Source organism: Robertmurraya mesotrionivorans, from assembly GCF_050971805.1.
GTDB lineage: Bacteria > Bacillota > Bacilli > Bacillales > Cytobacillaceae > Robertmurraya_A.
This window is the reverse complement of record NZ_JBPCCH010000011.1, coordinates 15,534-31,717: the sequence shown is the minus strand read 5'-3', so window position 1 is coordinate 31,717 and position 16,184 is coordinate 15,534. Positions and strand designations below refer to the sequence as shown.

Below are 16,184 nucleotides of genomic sequence, written 5' to 3'. Positions count from 1 at the left end.
CTCTTTTATTGTTAACGTTAACATTTTTCATCAAACGACTTTCTTTTTGGTTAATCGGTGATGCTTTCTATTTCTTGATACAACGACTGCTATGGCAATAAGGCCAATTAACTCACCTATTGAAGCAGCAATGCTACCGTTTTTTCCGTTCCAAGATGGGAATATGTCTACTAGAAAAAACAGGATTAAAACAGCAAAGACGATGTTTAGCACTTGTGGGATAAGAAGAGATTTAGTATTTTTTCGGAGCATAAGAATCCCTCCAAAATAATCAACCCACGGAAAAACAGCTGTTTTAATGATAAAAAACACTAAAACTTGTAAAGTTTCCCTTGCTAATTCTTCATTGGTACCTAATACCGTAATCATAAACCAAAGCCCCATCGGCGTAAAGCATAGAATTCCTAACAAGAAAGTAGGAATGATACTAAAAACCACTACACACTTGATGACAACCCTTCTACTATTTTGATAAAACTGGAGGACCATTTGATGAGTATACATAAAAAAGCTTAAGATCAAATTAGTAATACTAAAGGCTAGAGCAAACGAAGCAATCCCAAGATGCACATCATTAATTTTGGCTAGTAAAGCATAGATACCAGGAATCAACAGAGTCTGAAAGGACAAGTAAAAGACCAACGGAAAGTAAAAGGAACGAATTTCTTTTGCGTTTAAATGTTTCTCACTTTCTTTCGGTTTCTTCTGAACAATTCTGATTCCTCTCCATACACTGATCACGGATTCAATCGCCATCCCCACCAAAAATATCATGGCTCCGGTCATACTTGTTGAAGAATGATTGGTCGAAGTTAAATAACCTGCAAAGGCGAACATTCCTAAGAGTCTAATGACAACTCCAATCGTTATCCATTTTGTTTCTAGTTGCTCAATAATTACGCCTTGATATAAGCAACGTAATCCTGAGAATAGGATAACCCCTGACAAAACTAGAAAAGTCATCTTTAAAGACGGGATTGATTTACTTTCTGCTTGGAACCCATATTCGAACACCCAATCACCGAACTTTGTTAAGCCAATCAGAAGACAAATGGCTGTGATAATAAGAGATGATTTCCAGAAAAAGAGAGCAATTTGATCAAACGCCAACCTCCCCTTTGCCAATGTTGAACTCATCTGTCTAAACACAAGGACTGGGCGTTCAATGATGCCAAATAATGCAACTGCAATAGCATAATTGGCGATAATCATTTCTGCGTGATCCGATCGGCTTAAAGTCCCATTGATAATAACATGTGAAATGGAAGTTAAACTAGCCGATACCGCTAATGGAATAAAAAATATGAGCATTTTCATTAAGGTGTATGCCTTTTTATCCGTTTTCATGCCATTCACCCCAATCCATTCTCCCGAATAAAGTCGTCATTTACTTCAGTCGTTTAAATTCTGCCGGAGAATATCCAGTGTATTTTTTAAAACTGCTACTGAAATATTGGGGATTTGAGTATCCTACTTTTTCTGCCACTTCATAGGTTTTACAATCAGTTGTTCTAAACAGTTCCATCGCCTTCTTCATTCTCGTTTCGAGCAGAAAGTCGCCAAAATTAAATCCTTTTTCAACTTTAAACAAATTGCTCAAGTACGCGGAACTCACATGTACCTGTTCTGCTACCATTTGCAGATTCACACTTGACTCATGATAATTTTCTTTAATAAACCAAATTGCTTTATCAACAAGAGAATGCTTCTGATTTCTGTTTAATTCTTTCACAAAGCTAGCTAAATCAATTGAGATGTTCGTTATTTCTAAAAAGATCTCATCAATGGTCTGCATCTTCATCAACTTACTTTCCGATTGAGTAAATCTTGAATAATCCCATGTTTTAGCCATAATGCTCGCTTCATGAAGCATTAAATGAATGCACCTAATAGCTAGTAAAATGATTTCCTCAAGAGAAACCATTTTCGTACTAATAATATCCTTCTTTACACCCTCTAGTAAAAGTGTCACTTTCTCAGGTAACCCAAGTGTTATATAACGAATCAACTCTTCTACCAGTCTATTCTCGATAGCCATTTCTTCAGTATTCGTTTCTTCAATTTCTTCAATCGAAAAGGCCCGATTCGTTCCCATCATATGACGAAACTCCATCGCTTTTTTAGCTTCCAAATAAGAGCAGCCTATTCCATCTATATGTGGGTATCTTCTCCCAGTCGAAATAGTGACGGTTGTACTGAAGCAAGCTTCAACATTCAGTCGAATCTCTTGAGTGATTTCATCTACTCTTGCCCTAGCACCCTCCTTTGTCGTTTCTGTATCAAAGAGAAAAATAGCAAAATGCTCCGTTTCCGCATGGAGAATATAAGCCTCTATCTCCCTTTTGGCAATGACACTTTTGCACTCCTTTATCAAGTTAGCTTTCATTACTTCTAAGGTGGAATGTGATTCAAATTCCACTTGATCCATTTTTACGTAGAGAGCGCTAGAGTACGTACCATACGGCTGGATTCCAAGCACATGTAATTCCTTCATTAATTCGGTTGTTGAAAAGGATGAGTGACAAAGTTTCTTCAAAAACACTTGTTGGAGGTAGGCTTGACTATCACTAATTTGAGCTTCTTTTTCATATTCTATTGTTAATTCCGTTGAAGCCTGAATCAGTTTTTCAATTAATTCACTAGTTTCAACCGGCTTTAGTAAATAATCAAATGCTTTTAATTTAATGGCCTCGTGTGCATACTTAAAGTCTTCATATCCCGTTAATAAAATGATTTTTGTGTTCATATCAAGATCCTTGATCGCCTTGGTCATCTCCAAACCATTCATAAAAGGCATTTGGATGTCTGAAATAACAATTTGCGGTTGATTTGCTTTTATCAACTCTAATCCTTCTTCTCCATCAGCAGCCACCCCAACGAGTTCAAATCCATGTTCTGCCCAAGGAATGACACTAGATAAGCCTTTACGGATAATTCGATCATCATCAACTATTACAACCTTATACATTTAGCCCACTCCTCCCCATGTTTTTGGGATCGTAACCAAAGAGTGTGTTCCTACACCTTCCTCACTTTCAACCATTAACCCGTACGGTTCTCCGAAGTGCATCTTAATTCGTTCATGCACACTTCTAAGCCCTATGCCGATGGTTGGGGAATGAACCTTTCGACTAGAGAGCTCCTCCCTTATCTCGCTAAGTCTGTCATAGCTAATGCCTGAGCCATTGTCAACGACTTCCAGATAAATATGATCCTCTGATTCATAGCCGTTCACAATAATCTCTCCCTTCCCACGTTTTTGCTTCACTCCATGATAAATAGCATTTTCAATAAGGGGCTGTAGAGTTAGTTTGACAATTTTGTATTTTAGTAGACTGGGATCTATCTGAATTTGATACGAAAAATCATCACCGTATCTCATTTCCTGAATAATAAGATAATTTTTGATATGAGCAAGCTCTTCCTCTAAGCTGATAATCTCCTTCCCTCTACTAATACTTATACGAAAGAAGTTAGATAAAGCAGTAATCATACTGCTAGCTTCTTTATTCATTCCCATGTCAGATAGTCCTTTAATTGAATAAAGAGTGTTATATAAAAAGTGGGGATTAATTTGTGCATGCAAGACAGAGAATTCTAGTTGTCTCTTTTCATCCTGTTCTAGTCTAATTTGCTCCAGCAGCGTATTGATTCGAACCATCAACTCATCCATCGCTGTATTTAAAATTTGAATTTCCTTTGGACCAGTCGTATGAAAGGTAAGATTCAAATTATTTTCGTTGATTTGCTTTGTTTGCTGAACAAGAACCGATACAGGATTCGTAATGTACTTTGCGAAAAAGTTGGCAATTAAAATAGCTATAACGGTTAAAATTAAAATAACGATCAGCGTTACGTATTTAATATAATTGGCTTTCTTTAATATTTCATCCGTCGGAAACACGGCGGCAACCTTCCATTTGTTCACACCAATGGTATCGTAAATAATGGTCATCTTTTTTCCATCCGCATTCTGAAACTCATATCTCCCCTTTTCCTCTTGTAACGTTTCTAAGTATTGTACTTCCTTTGAATCCAAACGATACTGTTCGGGGACTGCTTTTGAATTAAAGGTTCCATCAGGGCTTACAAGAGTAAGAAAGCCATGTTCACCAATTAACGATTTATTAAGTACATTTTCAAAAAAATCGGTACGCAAATTAAACAATAAAACCCCATTTGCCTCAGAGCTGTCCGTACCAATTAGCTTAAAAACGCTTACAACCTCAGCCTCACTGGCAAAAATATCATCAATATGTTCGTTATGCCAATAAAACCCTTCCTTGCTACCTTGATACTGCTTGGCATACTCCTTATAAGGGAACTGCTTGAACTTCATTCGGTAATCGCTTCGATAGATCGTAAACTTGCCATTGTGCATATCCACAAAAATCGATTCGATAATTGAATTGAAGTTTAGGTGAATCATTTTCAGTTTGTTGTTCATTTCAATATAATCATCTGGATCAATTTCTTTTGACTCTGAATTAATTATGTCTAATGTGGAGGGATCATTAGAAAAAGCAACTAACTGTTCAAAAATATCATACAGTCTGTTTTCTAAATAAGCCTTCGTTTGAAATACGGTATCATCCACATTTTTATACGCATTTTCTTCTAATTGTGTCACAGCGAGCTGATAGGAAATCCACCCAGTAAAAGCAATGAAAAAAATAATGACTGGAAGAAACAATGAAATAATCGTTGACCTGAGAGAAAATAAAAAATACCTTTTTATAAATTTGATAAACTTATTTCTCATAGATACATAGGAAGCGTTTACAATCTATCTGCTTCTACTCCATTCCTTTTTCTAAAATTATCCTATTTACTAATTTACCTTATTTGTCGATATCGGTAAATGGGTAGATTTAATGAAAAAAGGAAAACTCATAACGTATGATTATGAGTTCCCTCTTATTCATCCTCCTATTCTAGCTTTCCGGAACCCGCTTTTGCTTTCACTAAAGCAGGTACGCTTTGGGTCGGATGAATGTTCGTAAAAAGACTCGGCTTCCATCCCACATTCTCATTCAACTCCACCGTATGGGATTGGTTAAACGCTTGTACCAAGTCCACTTGATTAGCCAAACTCTTTCCTTCAACAAAGGTACCACTTTCATATATGGACGTTCCCTTCCAATCTTTAATAATTTTACCAGGATCAATATTACCTGCAAAATAGTTATTTTCTGCATAAATCTTTGATTCTACTCCTACTCCAAGCGCATAATCAAAAGGATAATCAGAACTATTATTAAACTCGTAATAATTATTGTATACATGAACTTCCCCGTACCTTACCCTCGGGAGACGTTGAGTTAAATTTTTGTAATAGTTATGATGAAGGGTTACCTTTAATTTGCCACGGTCACTTGTACGACTGTCACTTGAACCAATAAGCGATACTTTATCGTGATCCTGTAATACATTGTAGGAAATCGTCACATAGTTTGCTCCATTGGTTACATCAAGAAGACCGTCGTGCTGCTGATATGTTCTCCCAAAATATTTCCCAGAATCCTTATCATGGTACTGTCCATCACTGAACGTATTGTGGTCAATCCAGACATGATGGGTACCATTGGTGATCGTTACATTGTCATATTCGGAGTTCCATTCTCCATATTCCCCATCAGTTGGGTCCCATTGGGGAAAGAAATCTCGCGGTGCTTCAAACTCGATATTACGAATAATAATATTTTCAACATTACTCATAATAAAGCTTCCACCAAGAATCTTCGCATCATCGCCAAGTCCAATAATGGAAGTGTTAGAACCGATGTTAACGACCACTTGTTGCTTTTGCTTTTGCTGCGCTCGAGCTCGTGCATCTTCAAGCGGACCTGACACTTCATTTTCATACCCCCAAGCTTCCGGGTTATAGGCATCTAGGTAAGCTTGAAAATCATATTCTTCATCAGCGTAATAGTCAGGGCCAATAGGGTGGTTATTTTCATCTACATTAAAATCAATGCTTCCATCCACATAGATGATTTTAGGTGTATGATCCTTGCCTCCCCCAAGAGCATGAAGCAGTTCCTTTTTGTTCGTCACCGTAAAGATATGCTGATCATCCGCATGAGATCCTCCTGTTGTTCCTACCCCGTATGCTGCCCACCCGTCACTAGGAGCAAGAACCTCCTCACCTATTTTTTGGGAAGACGCAAAGACGGGAGATAAACTCATTGCCATTAAAGAGACTGCGAATAAACTACTAACCCATTTTTTCATTCTATCACTCTCCTTTTTTATGAAAGAACTTTTTCAAGTGCCATGCTTGCTAAAATAAATGCCCCCACACCGTGCAAATCATTTTCAGAAACAGGTCGAGAAACATAGTAATCGTACACTCCAGCAGATGTACCGATACAAATTCCTTTCATCGTTAGCTTTTCGCCTTCAACCTCAATCATGTGATGCAATAACCCTTGATAGCCTCTTACTGCCACTTCTAGTTGGTTGTTACTGATATATCCCTTCTCAACGGCCCTTGCAATTGTATAAATGAACAAACTGGAACAGGAAGATTCTAACCAATTATCCTCCTCCATTCCTTTATCGACGATTTGATACCATAATCCTGTCTGTGAATCTTGGTACTTCACCAAGCTTTCTATTAAACTCTGTAATGATTGAATAAGTTCTCCTCTCCCCTGATGATCTTCCGGTAAAAGATCGAGAATATCAATCAGTGCTGTACCATACCATCCAACTGATCGGCCCCAAAACTCAGGAGAGCAACCCGTATCTTCATTAGCCCATGGCATACGTCTGCTTTCATCATAGGCATGATAAAGAAGACCCGACTTCGTGTCCTTCATGTTTTTTCTCATCAGCTTTTCTTGAAAGAGTACCATTTCATCTAACCCTAGTTCATGAAAAGATTGCTGGTACATTAATGCAAAAGGACCTGCCATAAATAAACCATCTAGCCACATTTGATACCGGTATTTGTCCTTATGCCAAAAGCCTCCTTCTTTTGTTTGATTAAGTGTAAAATACAAACCTCTTAATTTATCTGCTGCTTTTCTATACTTAGGATTACTCGTTGCTGAAAGTAAAGGATATAATAGGATGCCTACTTGAATAGAGTCCAACTGATCCCGCTCAAACAAGAAATTCCCCTCATCATCTACAAGATTATCGATATATCCTTTTAAGTACTGAAAATACTCCTGATTCCCTGTCTTTTCCCAAATTCGTTGAAGTCCGTAAAGATACACACCTTGATGGTAATGCCATTCGTTTGCAGGTGGGAGCTCCTGTGTGGAGAAGGTATTCATCACGGTTTTCGCTGCTTTTTCTGCCATTTCTAATGCCACATCTGGGGTAACTATTGATAATTTTGTTTCTGAATTGCTCATTTTTACGCCTCCTTTAAGCTATTAAAGCCGTCTGGAAGAGTGTTCTAGACGGCTTTATTTTTAACAACTGATTATTAATGGCTATTGTTTAAAATGCTCATCATATTTTTTCTGTGCCTCTTCAATTGCAGTTGCCCATTCATCTAAAAATTCTTCAACAGTCATCTTTCCACTCATAACTGCTTGTGTTCCTGGATCCACAATCGTATCGAGAATGGATCTGTACTCAGGCAGATAGAACGGTGGCTTGTAAAGAATTGTTTCTGGATTGTCATACACACTGAATGCCGTTTGAATATGTGGAGAATTCTTTACCCATTCTTCATCTAGTACATCGGAGTTCGTTGGAATTTGGCCAACCTGTTGGTTCCAATATGATTGACTTTCCTTTGAGTTAAGGAATGCCGCAAGCTTCCACGCCTCGTCTGGATGTTCTGTGTTTTTAAACACACTTATGCCAATGGTATTCCCACCTTCAGCTACATACTTACCATCAGCCGTTTTTGGCAGTGGGATTGCCTGGAATTGACTTGTTTCTAATGCTTCATTGTGCTCACCATACGAACCAATATTGTGCTGAACCATTGCTACAGCTCCTGTATCAAAGCCAGCAATCATTTCTTTATATCCATTTGTAATATCACTTTGAGGAGTGTACTCCTTATATAGAGCAAAATACTTCTTCAAAAACTCTGCATGTTCTTTGCTATTAATCGTACTTTTTCCGTCTTCAATATAATTTTCTTCACCTGAGTAAGCATACATGAGACGTTGTAGCTGGAAGGATCCACCTGCACCTCCACGAATAGTGTACCCGTAGCGGTTATTAGACTTGTCGGTTTGTTCTTCAATCGCAGTAAAAAATTCATCCCAGTTTTCAGGAACCTTTGTCCCTTTTTCACTAAACCAGTCAGGTCGTACCCATAAAATATCTAGATTTTGAGTATAAGGAATACCGTACAGCTTATTATCAAATACAATATCCTTGTTGAACTCAATGGCACCAGCATTGATCTTATCTTTATCCTCCCAATCGTCAAAATACGAATCTAATGGAAGTAACGCTTCTCTGAGCGCAAACTCAGGTAACCAACTTGTTTGAACGCTCCCCACATCAGGTGTGTCTTCTGCTGCAATGGAAGCATCATATTTTGTTTTAGCCGAGTCCTTAGGTAATCCTACATATTCAACGTCTATATTTAGATTTTCTTCTTCAAATCTTTTAATTAACTCTTCCCAAATAGGTGTTCTTTGTGGACCCGCATTTTCATCCCAGAACGTTAAAGTAACTTTCTCATTTGGATCAGTTTTCTTTTCTGAAGAAGATGGTTCATTGCTTGCACCAGAACTACAACCGGCTAACATTAGCATGGCGGCCATTGAAGAAACCGCAATCGTTTTCAAAATTCCTTTGTACACAAATACTCCCCCTTGTATATTGATGAGCTTTTTTACCTTAATTATCCTTTCACTGCACCACCCATGCCATTAACCAAATGCTTTTGAGCAAAGGCGAACAGGATGACTGCAGGAATTAAAGCGATTACACTTCCAGCCGCTAAAGCACCATAGTTGATATTAAACTCACCCATCATATAACTGAGTCCAATTGGTAAGGTGAATTTCTCCTGCTGATTTGTCAGCATCAAGGCTAGTAAAAATTCGTTCCATGTATAAATAAAAGTAAACACACTAGTTGCCACAATTCCAGGAACTAACAATGGAAAGATGACATATCGAATGGCCTGTAGTCGATTGCATCCATCAATCATGGCTGCTTCCTCCAGTTCACGAGGAACATTCGAAATAAAGCCGTTCATTAAGACCGTTGTAAATGGAATTTCTACCGCAACATACGTAATAATTAACGAAAGCGGGTTACTAATTAGCCCCATATTTTTAAAGATGAGAAACAATGGAATAATGAGCATAGATCTTGGAATGAACTGTGTACATAGAAGCATCAAGAGAAAAGGTCGTTTTCCTTTAAACTTATATCTGCTTAACGCATATCCGGAGAGCGTGGATAAAACCAAAACGATACATACAGTAGATATACCAACTATTAAACTATTTTTAAAGTACGTTGAAAAGCCTACATTCGTCCAAGCAGTAACAAAATTTTCAAGTGTTGGAGATGCGGGGATATACCCTAGTGGCCGCTTAATAATGTCCCCTTCCTGCTTAAATGCCGTGTTGATAGTCCAATAGAGTGGAAAGAGAGTGAAAACAAGCATAACCAGTACGGGTAGGTTAAAGGTTAGTAATCGGTCAAGTTTTTTTTGATTATTCATGTTTAATTCTCCTCTCTTTCAAATCTAGTTATTCGTAAATAGACAGCTGCGAATATGAAAAGTATACCAAAGGCTACAACTGTTAAGGCCGACCCATAACCAAAGTTACTTCCATGAACAGCTTGTTCTGCAATGTACATCGTTAATGTTGTCGTACTATGAGCTGGTCCTCCACCTGTTAGGTTGAAAAGAAGATCGACATTATTAAATTCCCAAATCACACGAAGCAATGTCGTTAAAACGATTGTGTTTTTCAATTGTGGTAAAGTTACGAACCAAAAGGACTTGACGCGTCCTGCCCCATCAACTTTAGCTGCTTCATAAAGTTCTTCAGGTATACTTTGAAGTGCTGCGAGTAGTGTGATGGCGAAGAACGGAATCCCTCTCCAAAGCTCAGCAATGATAACTGAAATAAAGGCTGTTGTACTGTCTGCTAACCACGCCTTACTTTCACTAATCACACCTAGTCTTAAAAGGATATCGTTGATTACTCCCATATGCTCATTAAACATTAATGACCACATAACAGAAGCCAGCACGCCCGAAATGGCCCAAGGAATAAATGCCGCCGCTCTCACCATTCCCCTAAATTTAAACTTTTGATTGAGGAGAAGGGCTGCCGATAATCCAAAAATGAGCTGCAAGCCTACTTGTGAAACCACCCATTTAAAAGAGATCCATAGACTAGGGAAGAACAATTTATCCTGAGTAAAGATTTTTTTAAAGTTTTCTAGTCCCGCAAATCCGTTATAAAATGGAGCCGACACATCGTAATTTTGTAAGCTATAATAAAATACCGTCCCAATAGGGTAAAATAAAAATATAGCAATCATCAAAGTTGAAGGTAAAATAAACAAATAAGGAACCACGTTTTTAAGCTTTAATTTTTTTCTAGGTCCTTTTTCTTCCGCAGGAACAATGTCCAATTCTACTTCTTGTCGAAGATTCATAGATTCGCTCCTCCTTTCTTGTTTTCATTCTATACGAAAACGCTTACACTAAGAATTCAAAATCTTTAGATAAATATTTGATATTTTTAGATGTTTTTAACATATGAATCAAAAAAGTCTATCACAAAAAGGATAAGTAGTTCGGTTTTGAAGTACAAAATTAGAACTAACCTTGCTATTTAAACGGTAATTCACACTTAAATTACAGGAAATTTGATAAGCAAAAATGCTTGGAACATTGTGTCTCCAAGCATTTTATACATTGTTTTCACTAAGTTTGAAAAATAAACGGAGAAATTCCGTTTATTTTGGGAAATACCAACATTTCCAACAAAATAAGCGGAGTTTTTCCGCTTATATGAACCTAATCTTTAGATTTAGGTATATATATAGAAGTTAATCGGAATATATCCGCTTATATCTGCTTCTTGAGTCCTACTAAGCACATTAACCGGAATTTCTCCGCCTATGAATTCCAATACCTCCTCGAAAAAGTCAACAATAACAACAGTGTCTTTTCTTTCAGATAACTTGTCTTTCTAACTTGAATATCCAAAAACCTACCTACCACTTTCAGCACATCTATCCCCAATAGTTTTTGTACTCGAAAACCGAACCCGTAACAAAAAGGATAGACCGTTTTACGTATTACTTTCACTTGATTTTCTATGAACATTCTTATGATTCCATCGTTACTTGAATCTCTTTCTCTTTTAAAACACTAAACAGCTCTTCGATATGCTCATTATTTTTTGTTTCAACTGAAAGATCGAGTTGTGCGTAGCCAGGATAGATATTCTTCCCCATATGATGGAGATGAACATCTTGAATATTGGCATCTAATTCCGTTATCGAGCTGACCACCCGTTGAAGCTCTCCAGGCTTATCTTTTAAAATGATGGAAAAGTTCGCGTACCTTCCTGACTCAACAAGTCCACGTTCAATAATCCTAGATATAAAATGAACATTGACATTGCCCCCACTTAAAACAGCTGCCACCTTTTTATTTGTTATATTTATTTTTTTATACAATAATGCGGCAAGAGAACTAGCCCCTGACCCCTCAACTAGTAATTTATTTCTTTCTAAAAGCAAGAGCATCGTCCGTGCAATTTCCATTTCGTCCACACACACGATATCGTCTACATATTTTTTCACAATTTCGAAATTGCTCGCTCCCGGTTTTTGTACAGCAATTCCATCTGCCATTGTTGGTGCAGATTTAATGGCAACGGGCTTCTGTTCCATTAAAGATTGCTTCATACTAGGACACGCCATGGTTTGAACACCATATACAGCAATATTAGGATTTTTTTCCTTCACAGCCATTGCGACACCAGCTATCAGCCCCCCACCGCCAACCGGACATATAACCGCCTCTACTTCAGGAAGCTGATCAAGAATCTCTAGCCCCACTGTTCCTTGCCCCGTGATGACCGCCTCATCATCAAAGGCGTGAATAAATGTAGCACCTCTTTTTTCGTTCAGATCTAAAGCGAAAGCAAGCGCTTCATCAAACACATTTCCCTCTAATATTACCTCTGCCCCGTATTGCCTTGTTGCAAGCACTTTACTGAGCGGTGCTCCCTTTGGCATTACAATCGTACATGGAATCCCTAGCATTTGACTTGAATAGGCAACACCTTGAGCGTGGTTACCAGCAGATGCAGCTACCACTCCTTTTTTTAATTCTTCTTCAGATAAAGAGATTAGCTTATTATAAGAGCCCCTCACCTTAAAGGATCCAGTCTTTTGAAGATTCTCTAACTTTAAAAACACTTCATTTTGAGCAAGGTCACTAAACGTTTTGGAATAATCCAAAGGAGTTTCATGCACAATGCCCTTCATCTTCTCTCGGGCAATAATGATGTTATCTAGGTTCACTGTAACTCCTCCTAGGTCCTATTATTTAGTAGTAGGATGTGCATCATTATTGGAAATATGTAGGGACTAACACTAACAACTCATTAAAATTCCTTCACATAATCTTATAAGAAAGTATTAGATTATATTATAATTAATTTATTTTTCACTAAAATTAGTCTATAATAAAGGGAGATCATCCATATATTAAAAATAAGCATGTGCTTTGAACACACGCTTACCTTCAACAATGCATAATCGCAGAATGTACGATTGGCGATCAACAATACGGTTTCTTTACAAAGTAAAGCCCACCTGTTCCGGCCAAAGATACAGGGTGGGTTTTACTTTTTTATTTTATCAATTAAAAGTACGATTAGAGTTACCAATGCTATTACGAACATTGCTGAATCTAAATCCACGCTTGTCACCTCCCATAAGGAAGGCTCAATCGCCCCACCCTGCAACTATGCTATTGTCTTTTCTATTATACCATACCGAACATATGTTTTCTTCCTGTGTTGTTAAATTTTTGTAGGTCCATTTATTCAAATTAATAAAAGATAGCTACCATCGACTTCTAAAAAAAAAACTTCCAATCTATTTTTGATTGGAAGTTCTTTTTTTATTTATTAACTAAAAACCGGTTCTTTCTCGGCTAGACCTAGTGTTTCTGCTGTTGAGTGATGAATTCTTCGTAATAGGTCTGGGTTTTCCATTAGTGACAGACCATAAGAAGGGATCATTTCTTTGATTTTCGGTTCCCATTCATTTATATGTTGCGGGAAGCACTTTTTGATGATCTCTAGCATGACGTGAACGGCAGTAGAAGCACCCGGAGAAGCTCCTAGTAATGCTGCAATGGAACCATCTTCAGCAGTAATCACTTCTGTACCAAATTGGAGTGTTCCTTTGCCTCCATCTTCTGTGTCCTTTATCACTTGCACACGTTGACCTGCTACTACTAAATCCCAATCTTCGCTCTTGGCATTCGGGATAAACTCACGTAACTCTTCCATACGTTGTTCCTTTGATAATATCACTTGTTGAATCAGGTACTTTGTCAAAGACATTTCTTTTGCACCTGCAGCCAACATCGTTAAGAGATTATCCGGCTTTACAGAAGTTACTAAATCAAATACAGAACCTGTTTTTAAAAACTTAGGTGAGAACCCAGCAAACGGTCCAAATAGTAGGGATTTTTTATTGTCAATAAATCTTGTATCTAAATGCGGTACAGACATTGGCGGAGCCCCAACCTTCGCTTTTCCATATACTTTTGCATGATGTTGCTCTACAACAGTTGGATTATTACAGACCATAAAAATTCCGCTTACAGGGAAACCTCCAATATGTTTTCCTTCAGGAATACCGGATTTCTGCAGTAAATGAAGGCTTCCTCCTCCGCCTCCAATAAAGACGAATTTGGCTGTATGATGTTCAACCGTACCACTTTCGAGATTCCGCACTTTCAATTCCCACAATCCATCGTTAGTACGTTTTATATCAAGCACACTATGGTTATGGTTTATTTGCACATCTTTGCTCTCTAAATGGGCAAACAGCATGCGTGTTAACGCACCAAAGTTGACATCCGTTCCAGAGTCGATTTTTGTAGCAGCTATAGGTTCATTGGTTGATCGGTCTTGCATAATAAGAGGAATCCATTCCATTAGTTTTTTTGGATCCTTGGAAAACTCCATTCCTTGGAATAATGGATTATTTGACAACGCTTCAAATCGCCTCTTTAAAAAAGCTATATTTTGTTCTCCTTGCACTAAACTCATATGAGGCAGTGGCATGATAAAATCCTGTGGATTATGTATCAGCCTGCTGTTTACAAGATAAGACCAAAACTGCATTGAAATTTGAAACTGCTCATTAATCTTTATGGCTTTACTAATATCTACAGTTCCATCCGGTTTTTCAACCGTATAGTTCAACTCACACAGTGCGGCATGCCCTGTTCCCGCATTATTCCATTCGTTCGAGCTTTCCTCTCCTGTTTTCGAGAGCTTTTCAAACACTGTAATTTCCCATTCTGGTACTAATTCTTTCAGAAGTGTTCCCAACGTAGCGCTCATGATTCCGGCACCAATTAAGAAAACGTCTGATGTAGTTTCTCTTTTTCTCATTTTTACCTTCCTTATCTATATCCTAAATTCGCAGAAAGGATGTGAGCGCTACTTATGAACACACCTATTCTGTCTAATTTCTAATCCTATTATAGTCTATTATAATAAATTATAGATTAAAATATCTAGTATTATCTGATAATTATAAATTATTTCAAGCAAAAAAAAATAAGAACCTCTTCCATAAATCCTTGCAATACGCAATAATTCAGCTTATTTTAGCTTCTTCCAATATAGTTAATTCGCATACTTATTCAGTGAAGAACTAATTAATGTTTGAACATATCATTATTTCAGGATACTGGTAATGAAAGGACAAGCTACTATTGATATGGGGGACAACCCCATTAAAAATAAGCCTTTGCACATAGCAAAGGCTTATTTCTTAACCAATAGGACGATTTACTTCTGTTAAGAAGGGTTCATTCATTTTTATCAATGTTTCGTTAACGAAGGCACCAATTCTTCCCCCGTCATTCATTTTCCCGCTCCAAGTAAGTAATTCCCACTCCACCAATTGATTGGAATGATCGACAATCAATTTACATCGGTCATAACGTTTATCCATAAAGACTCTCAAGGTTTCTTGAATGTCTAAATCATGCTTTAATATATCTGCTAACACAATGACATCTTCAATCGCGATAGAAGCCCCCTGCCCAAGATGCGGAGCTGTACCATGTGCGGCGTCTCCAACAAGGACAACGTTTCCTTTATACCATGGACCTTCAACAAAGTGACTGAATATAGGGCGATATACCACAAGTGATGGATCAACAATCATGGTTCTTGCTTCTGCTATGATTCCACCAAATTCAGTAAGCCTTTCCTGGAGCAATACATGTAATTGGTCGTTCGGAAATCTTGGATTATCGGGTTCATGAGTTGTGACTAGAAGATACATTTCATCATCAGACATGGGAACTAAACCAGCTTTGGCTTTTTGACCATAATAGAATAACCCTTTGTCTACTTCTTTGGGTCTAGGAAGCGTATATCGCCAAACTCCCTGACCACTATATATCTGGGTTATATCACCAAACAACAACTGCCGGACCTTCGAATTACTTCCATCCGAACCTATTACCAAATCATAGGTTGCGGTTATTCCATTGCTTAACTCAACTGTGACTCCGTCTGCCTTGTTGTCTAGTTGATTAACCGTAGTTCCCATATAGATTTTTGTTCCAATTTCTTGAACAGCATGAATCAAAATATGATGCAATTTCTTTCTTGAAATCCCATTAACTCCTGGGTATCCTTGAATGGTTGGTGACGGACCATAGAACATAAAGTGACCTGTTCCAGTATAATAATCAAAACCAGAATAAGACGTTCCCTGTTCCATGCAAGCTTCTGCTAAACCAATTTCATTCAGTGCCCTTAGAGCATTGGGCGGTTGAATGATTCCAACACCGTACACATCCCATTCTAATTGTTTTTCAGCTATTTCGGCCTCAATACCAATTTTGTGAAGTGCAATGGCAGCGGCTAACCCGCTTATTCCACCACCAACTATAAGTACTTTTTTTACATATTGATTTGTCATAGCTAAGGACCTCCTCAATATTCATT

General features: G+C 37.8%; 11 protein-coding genes. All 11 read right to left on the bottom strand.

The features are described from left to right. Positions 1-30: 30 nt before the first annotated feature. The 11 genes from ACRX5O_RS16690 to ACRX5O_RS16640 all read right to left on the bottom strand — a co-directional run bounded on the left by ACRX5O_RS16690 (position 31) and on the right by ACRX5O_RS16640 (position 16,158). Complete coding sequence (locus ACRX5O_RS16690) at positions 31-1,347, bottom strand: multi antimicrobial extrusion protein MatE (RefSeq protein WP_433906964.1); 1,317 nt, start codon at positions 1,345-1,347, stop codon at positions 31-33. Between the two features lie 40 nt (positions 1,348-1,387). Beyond that, positions 1,388-2,968, bottom strand: coding sequence for a response regulator (locus ACRX5O_RS16685; protein WP_433906963.1), 1,581 nt, complete (start codon positions 2,966-2,968; stop codon positions 1,388-1,390). Further along, positions 2,969-4,693: a sensor histidine kinase gene (locus ACRX5O_RS16680; RefSeq protein WP_433906962.1), complete on the bottom strand. Its 1,725-nt coding sequence runs from the start codon at positions 4,691-4,693 to the stop codon at positions 2,969-2,971. It lies immediately after the preceding gene. A gap of 236 nt (positions 4,694-4,929) precedes the next feature. Continuing rightward, positions 4,930-6,234 carry a pectate lyase family protein gene (locus ACRX5O_RS16675; protein WP_433906961.1) on the bottom strand — a complete coding sequence of 435 codons (1,305 nt, stop codon included), beginning with the start codon at positions 6,232-6,234 and terminating at the stop codon, positions 4,930-4,932. Between the two features lie 17 nt (positions 6,235-6,251). After that, complete coding sequence (locus tag ACRX5O_RS16670; protein WP_433906960.1) at positions 6,252-7,367, bottom strand: glycoside hydrolase family 88/105 protein; 1,116 nt, start codon at positions 7,365-7,367, stop codon at positions 6,252-6,254. Positions 7,368-7,448: 81 nt separating this feature from the next. Further along, a complete protein-coding gene (locus ACRX5O_RS16665; protein WP_433906959.1) occupies positions 7,449-8,786 on the bottom strand; it encodes an ABC transporter substrate-binding protein in 1,338 nt (445 codons plus the stop codon). 41 nt (positions 8,787-8,827) lie between these two features. After that, positions 8,828-9,661 (bottom strand): carbohydrate ABC transporter permease, encoded by an 834-nt coding sequence (locus tag ACRX5O_RS16660; protein ID WP_433906958.1) that lies wholly within the window; start codon positions 9,659-9,661, stop codon positions 8,828-8,830. A gap of 2 nt (positions 9,662-9,663) precedes the next feature. Beyond that, entirely contained in the window at positions 9,664-10,611 is a 948-nt protein-coding gene (locus tag ACRX5O_RS16655; RefSeq protein WP_391559799.1) for a carbohydrate ABC transporter permease, read from the bottom strand. A 678-nt stretch (positions 10,612-11,289) separates the two neighbouring features. After that, entirely contained in the window at positions 11,290-12,459 is a 1,170-nt protein-coding gene (gene ilvA / locus ACRX5O_RS16650; protein ID WP_433907061.1) for a threonine ammonia-lyase, read from the bottom strand. A 647-nt stretch (positions 12,460-13,106) separates the two neighbouring features. Continuing rightward, complete coding sequence (locus ACRX5O_RS16645; RefSeq protein ID WP_433906957.1) at positions 13,107-14,609, bottom strand: malate:quinone oxidoreductase; 1,503 nt, start codon at positions 14,607-14,609, stop codon at positions 13,107-13,109. A gap of 385 nt (positions 14,610-14,994) precedes the next feature. Beyond that, positions 14,995-16,158, bottom strand: coding sequence for an FAD-dependent oxidoreductase (locus tag ACRX5O_RS16640; RefSeq protein ID WP_433906956.1), 1,164 nt, complete (start codon positions 16,156-16,158; stop codon positions 14,995-14,997). Between the last annotated feature and the right edge of the window lie 26 nt (positions 16,159-16,184).

What these genes read in the sequence shown, in the direction of transcription:
- ACRX5O_RS16690 (WP_433906964.1), bottom strand. Translation starts at nt 1,347, where the DNA reads ATGAAAACGGATAAAAAGGCATACACCTTAATGAAAATGCTCATATTT.
- ACRX5O_RS16685 (WP_433906963.1), bottom strand. Translation starts at nt 2,968, where the DNA reads ATGTATAAGGTTGTAATAGTTGATGATGATCGAATTATCCGTAAAGGC.
- ACRX5O_RS16675 (WP_433906961.1), bottom strand. Translation starts at nt 6,234, where the DNA reads ATGAAAAAATGGGTTAGTAGTTTATTCGCAGTCTCTTTAATGGCAATG.
- ACRX5O_RS16670 (WP_433906960.1), bottom strand. Translation starts at nt 7,367, where the DNA reads ATGAGCAATTCAGAAACAAAATTATCAATAGTTACCCCAGATGTGGCA.
- ACRX5O_RS16660 (WP_433906958.1), bottom strand. Translation starts at nt 9,661, where the DNA reads ATGAATAATCAAAAAAAACTTGACCGATTACTAACCTTTAACCTACCC.
- ACRX5O_RS16655 (WP_391559799.1), bottom strand. Translation starts at nt 10,611, where the DNA reads ATGAATCTTCGACAAGAAGTAGAATTGGACATTGTTCCTGCGGAAGAA.
- ilvA (WP_433907061.1), bottom strand. Translation starts at nt 12,459, where the DNA reads ATGAAGGGCATTGTGCATGAAACTCCTTTGGATTATTCCAAAACGTTT.
- ACRX5O_RS16645 (WP_433906957.1), bottom strand. Translation starts at nt 14,609, where the DNA reads ATGAGAAAAAGAGAAACTACATCAGACGTTTTCTTAATTGGTGCCGGA.
- ACRX5O_RS16640 (WP_433906956.1), bottom strand. Translation starts at nt 16,158, where the DNA reads ATGACAAATCAATATGTAAAAAAAGTACTTATAGTTGGTGGTGGAATA.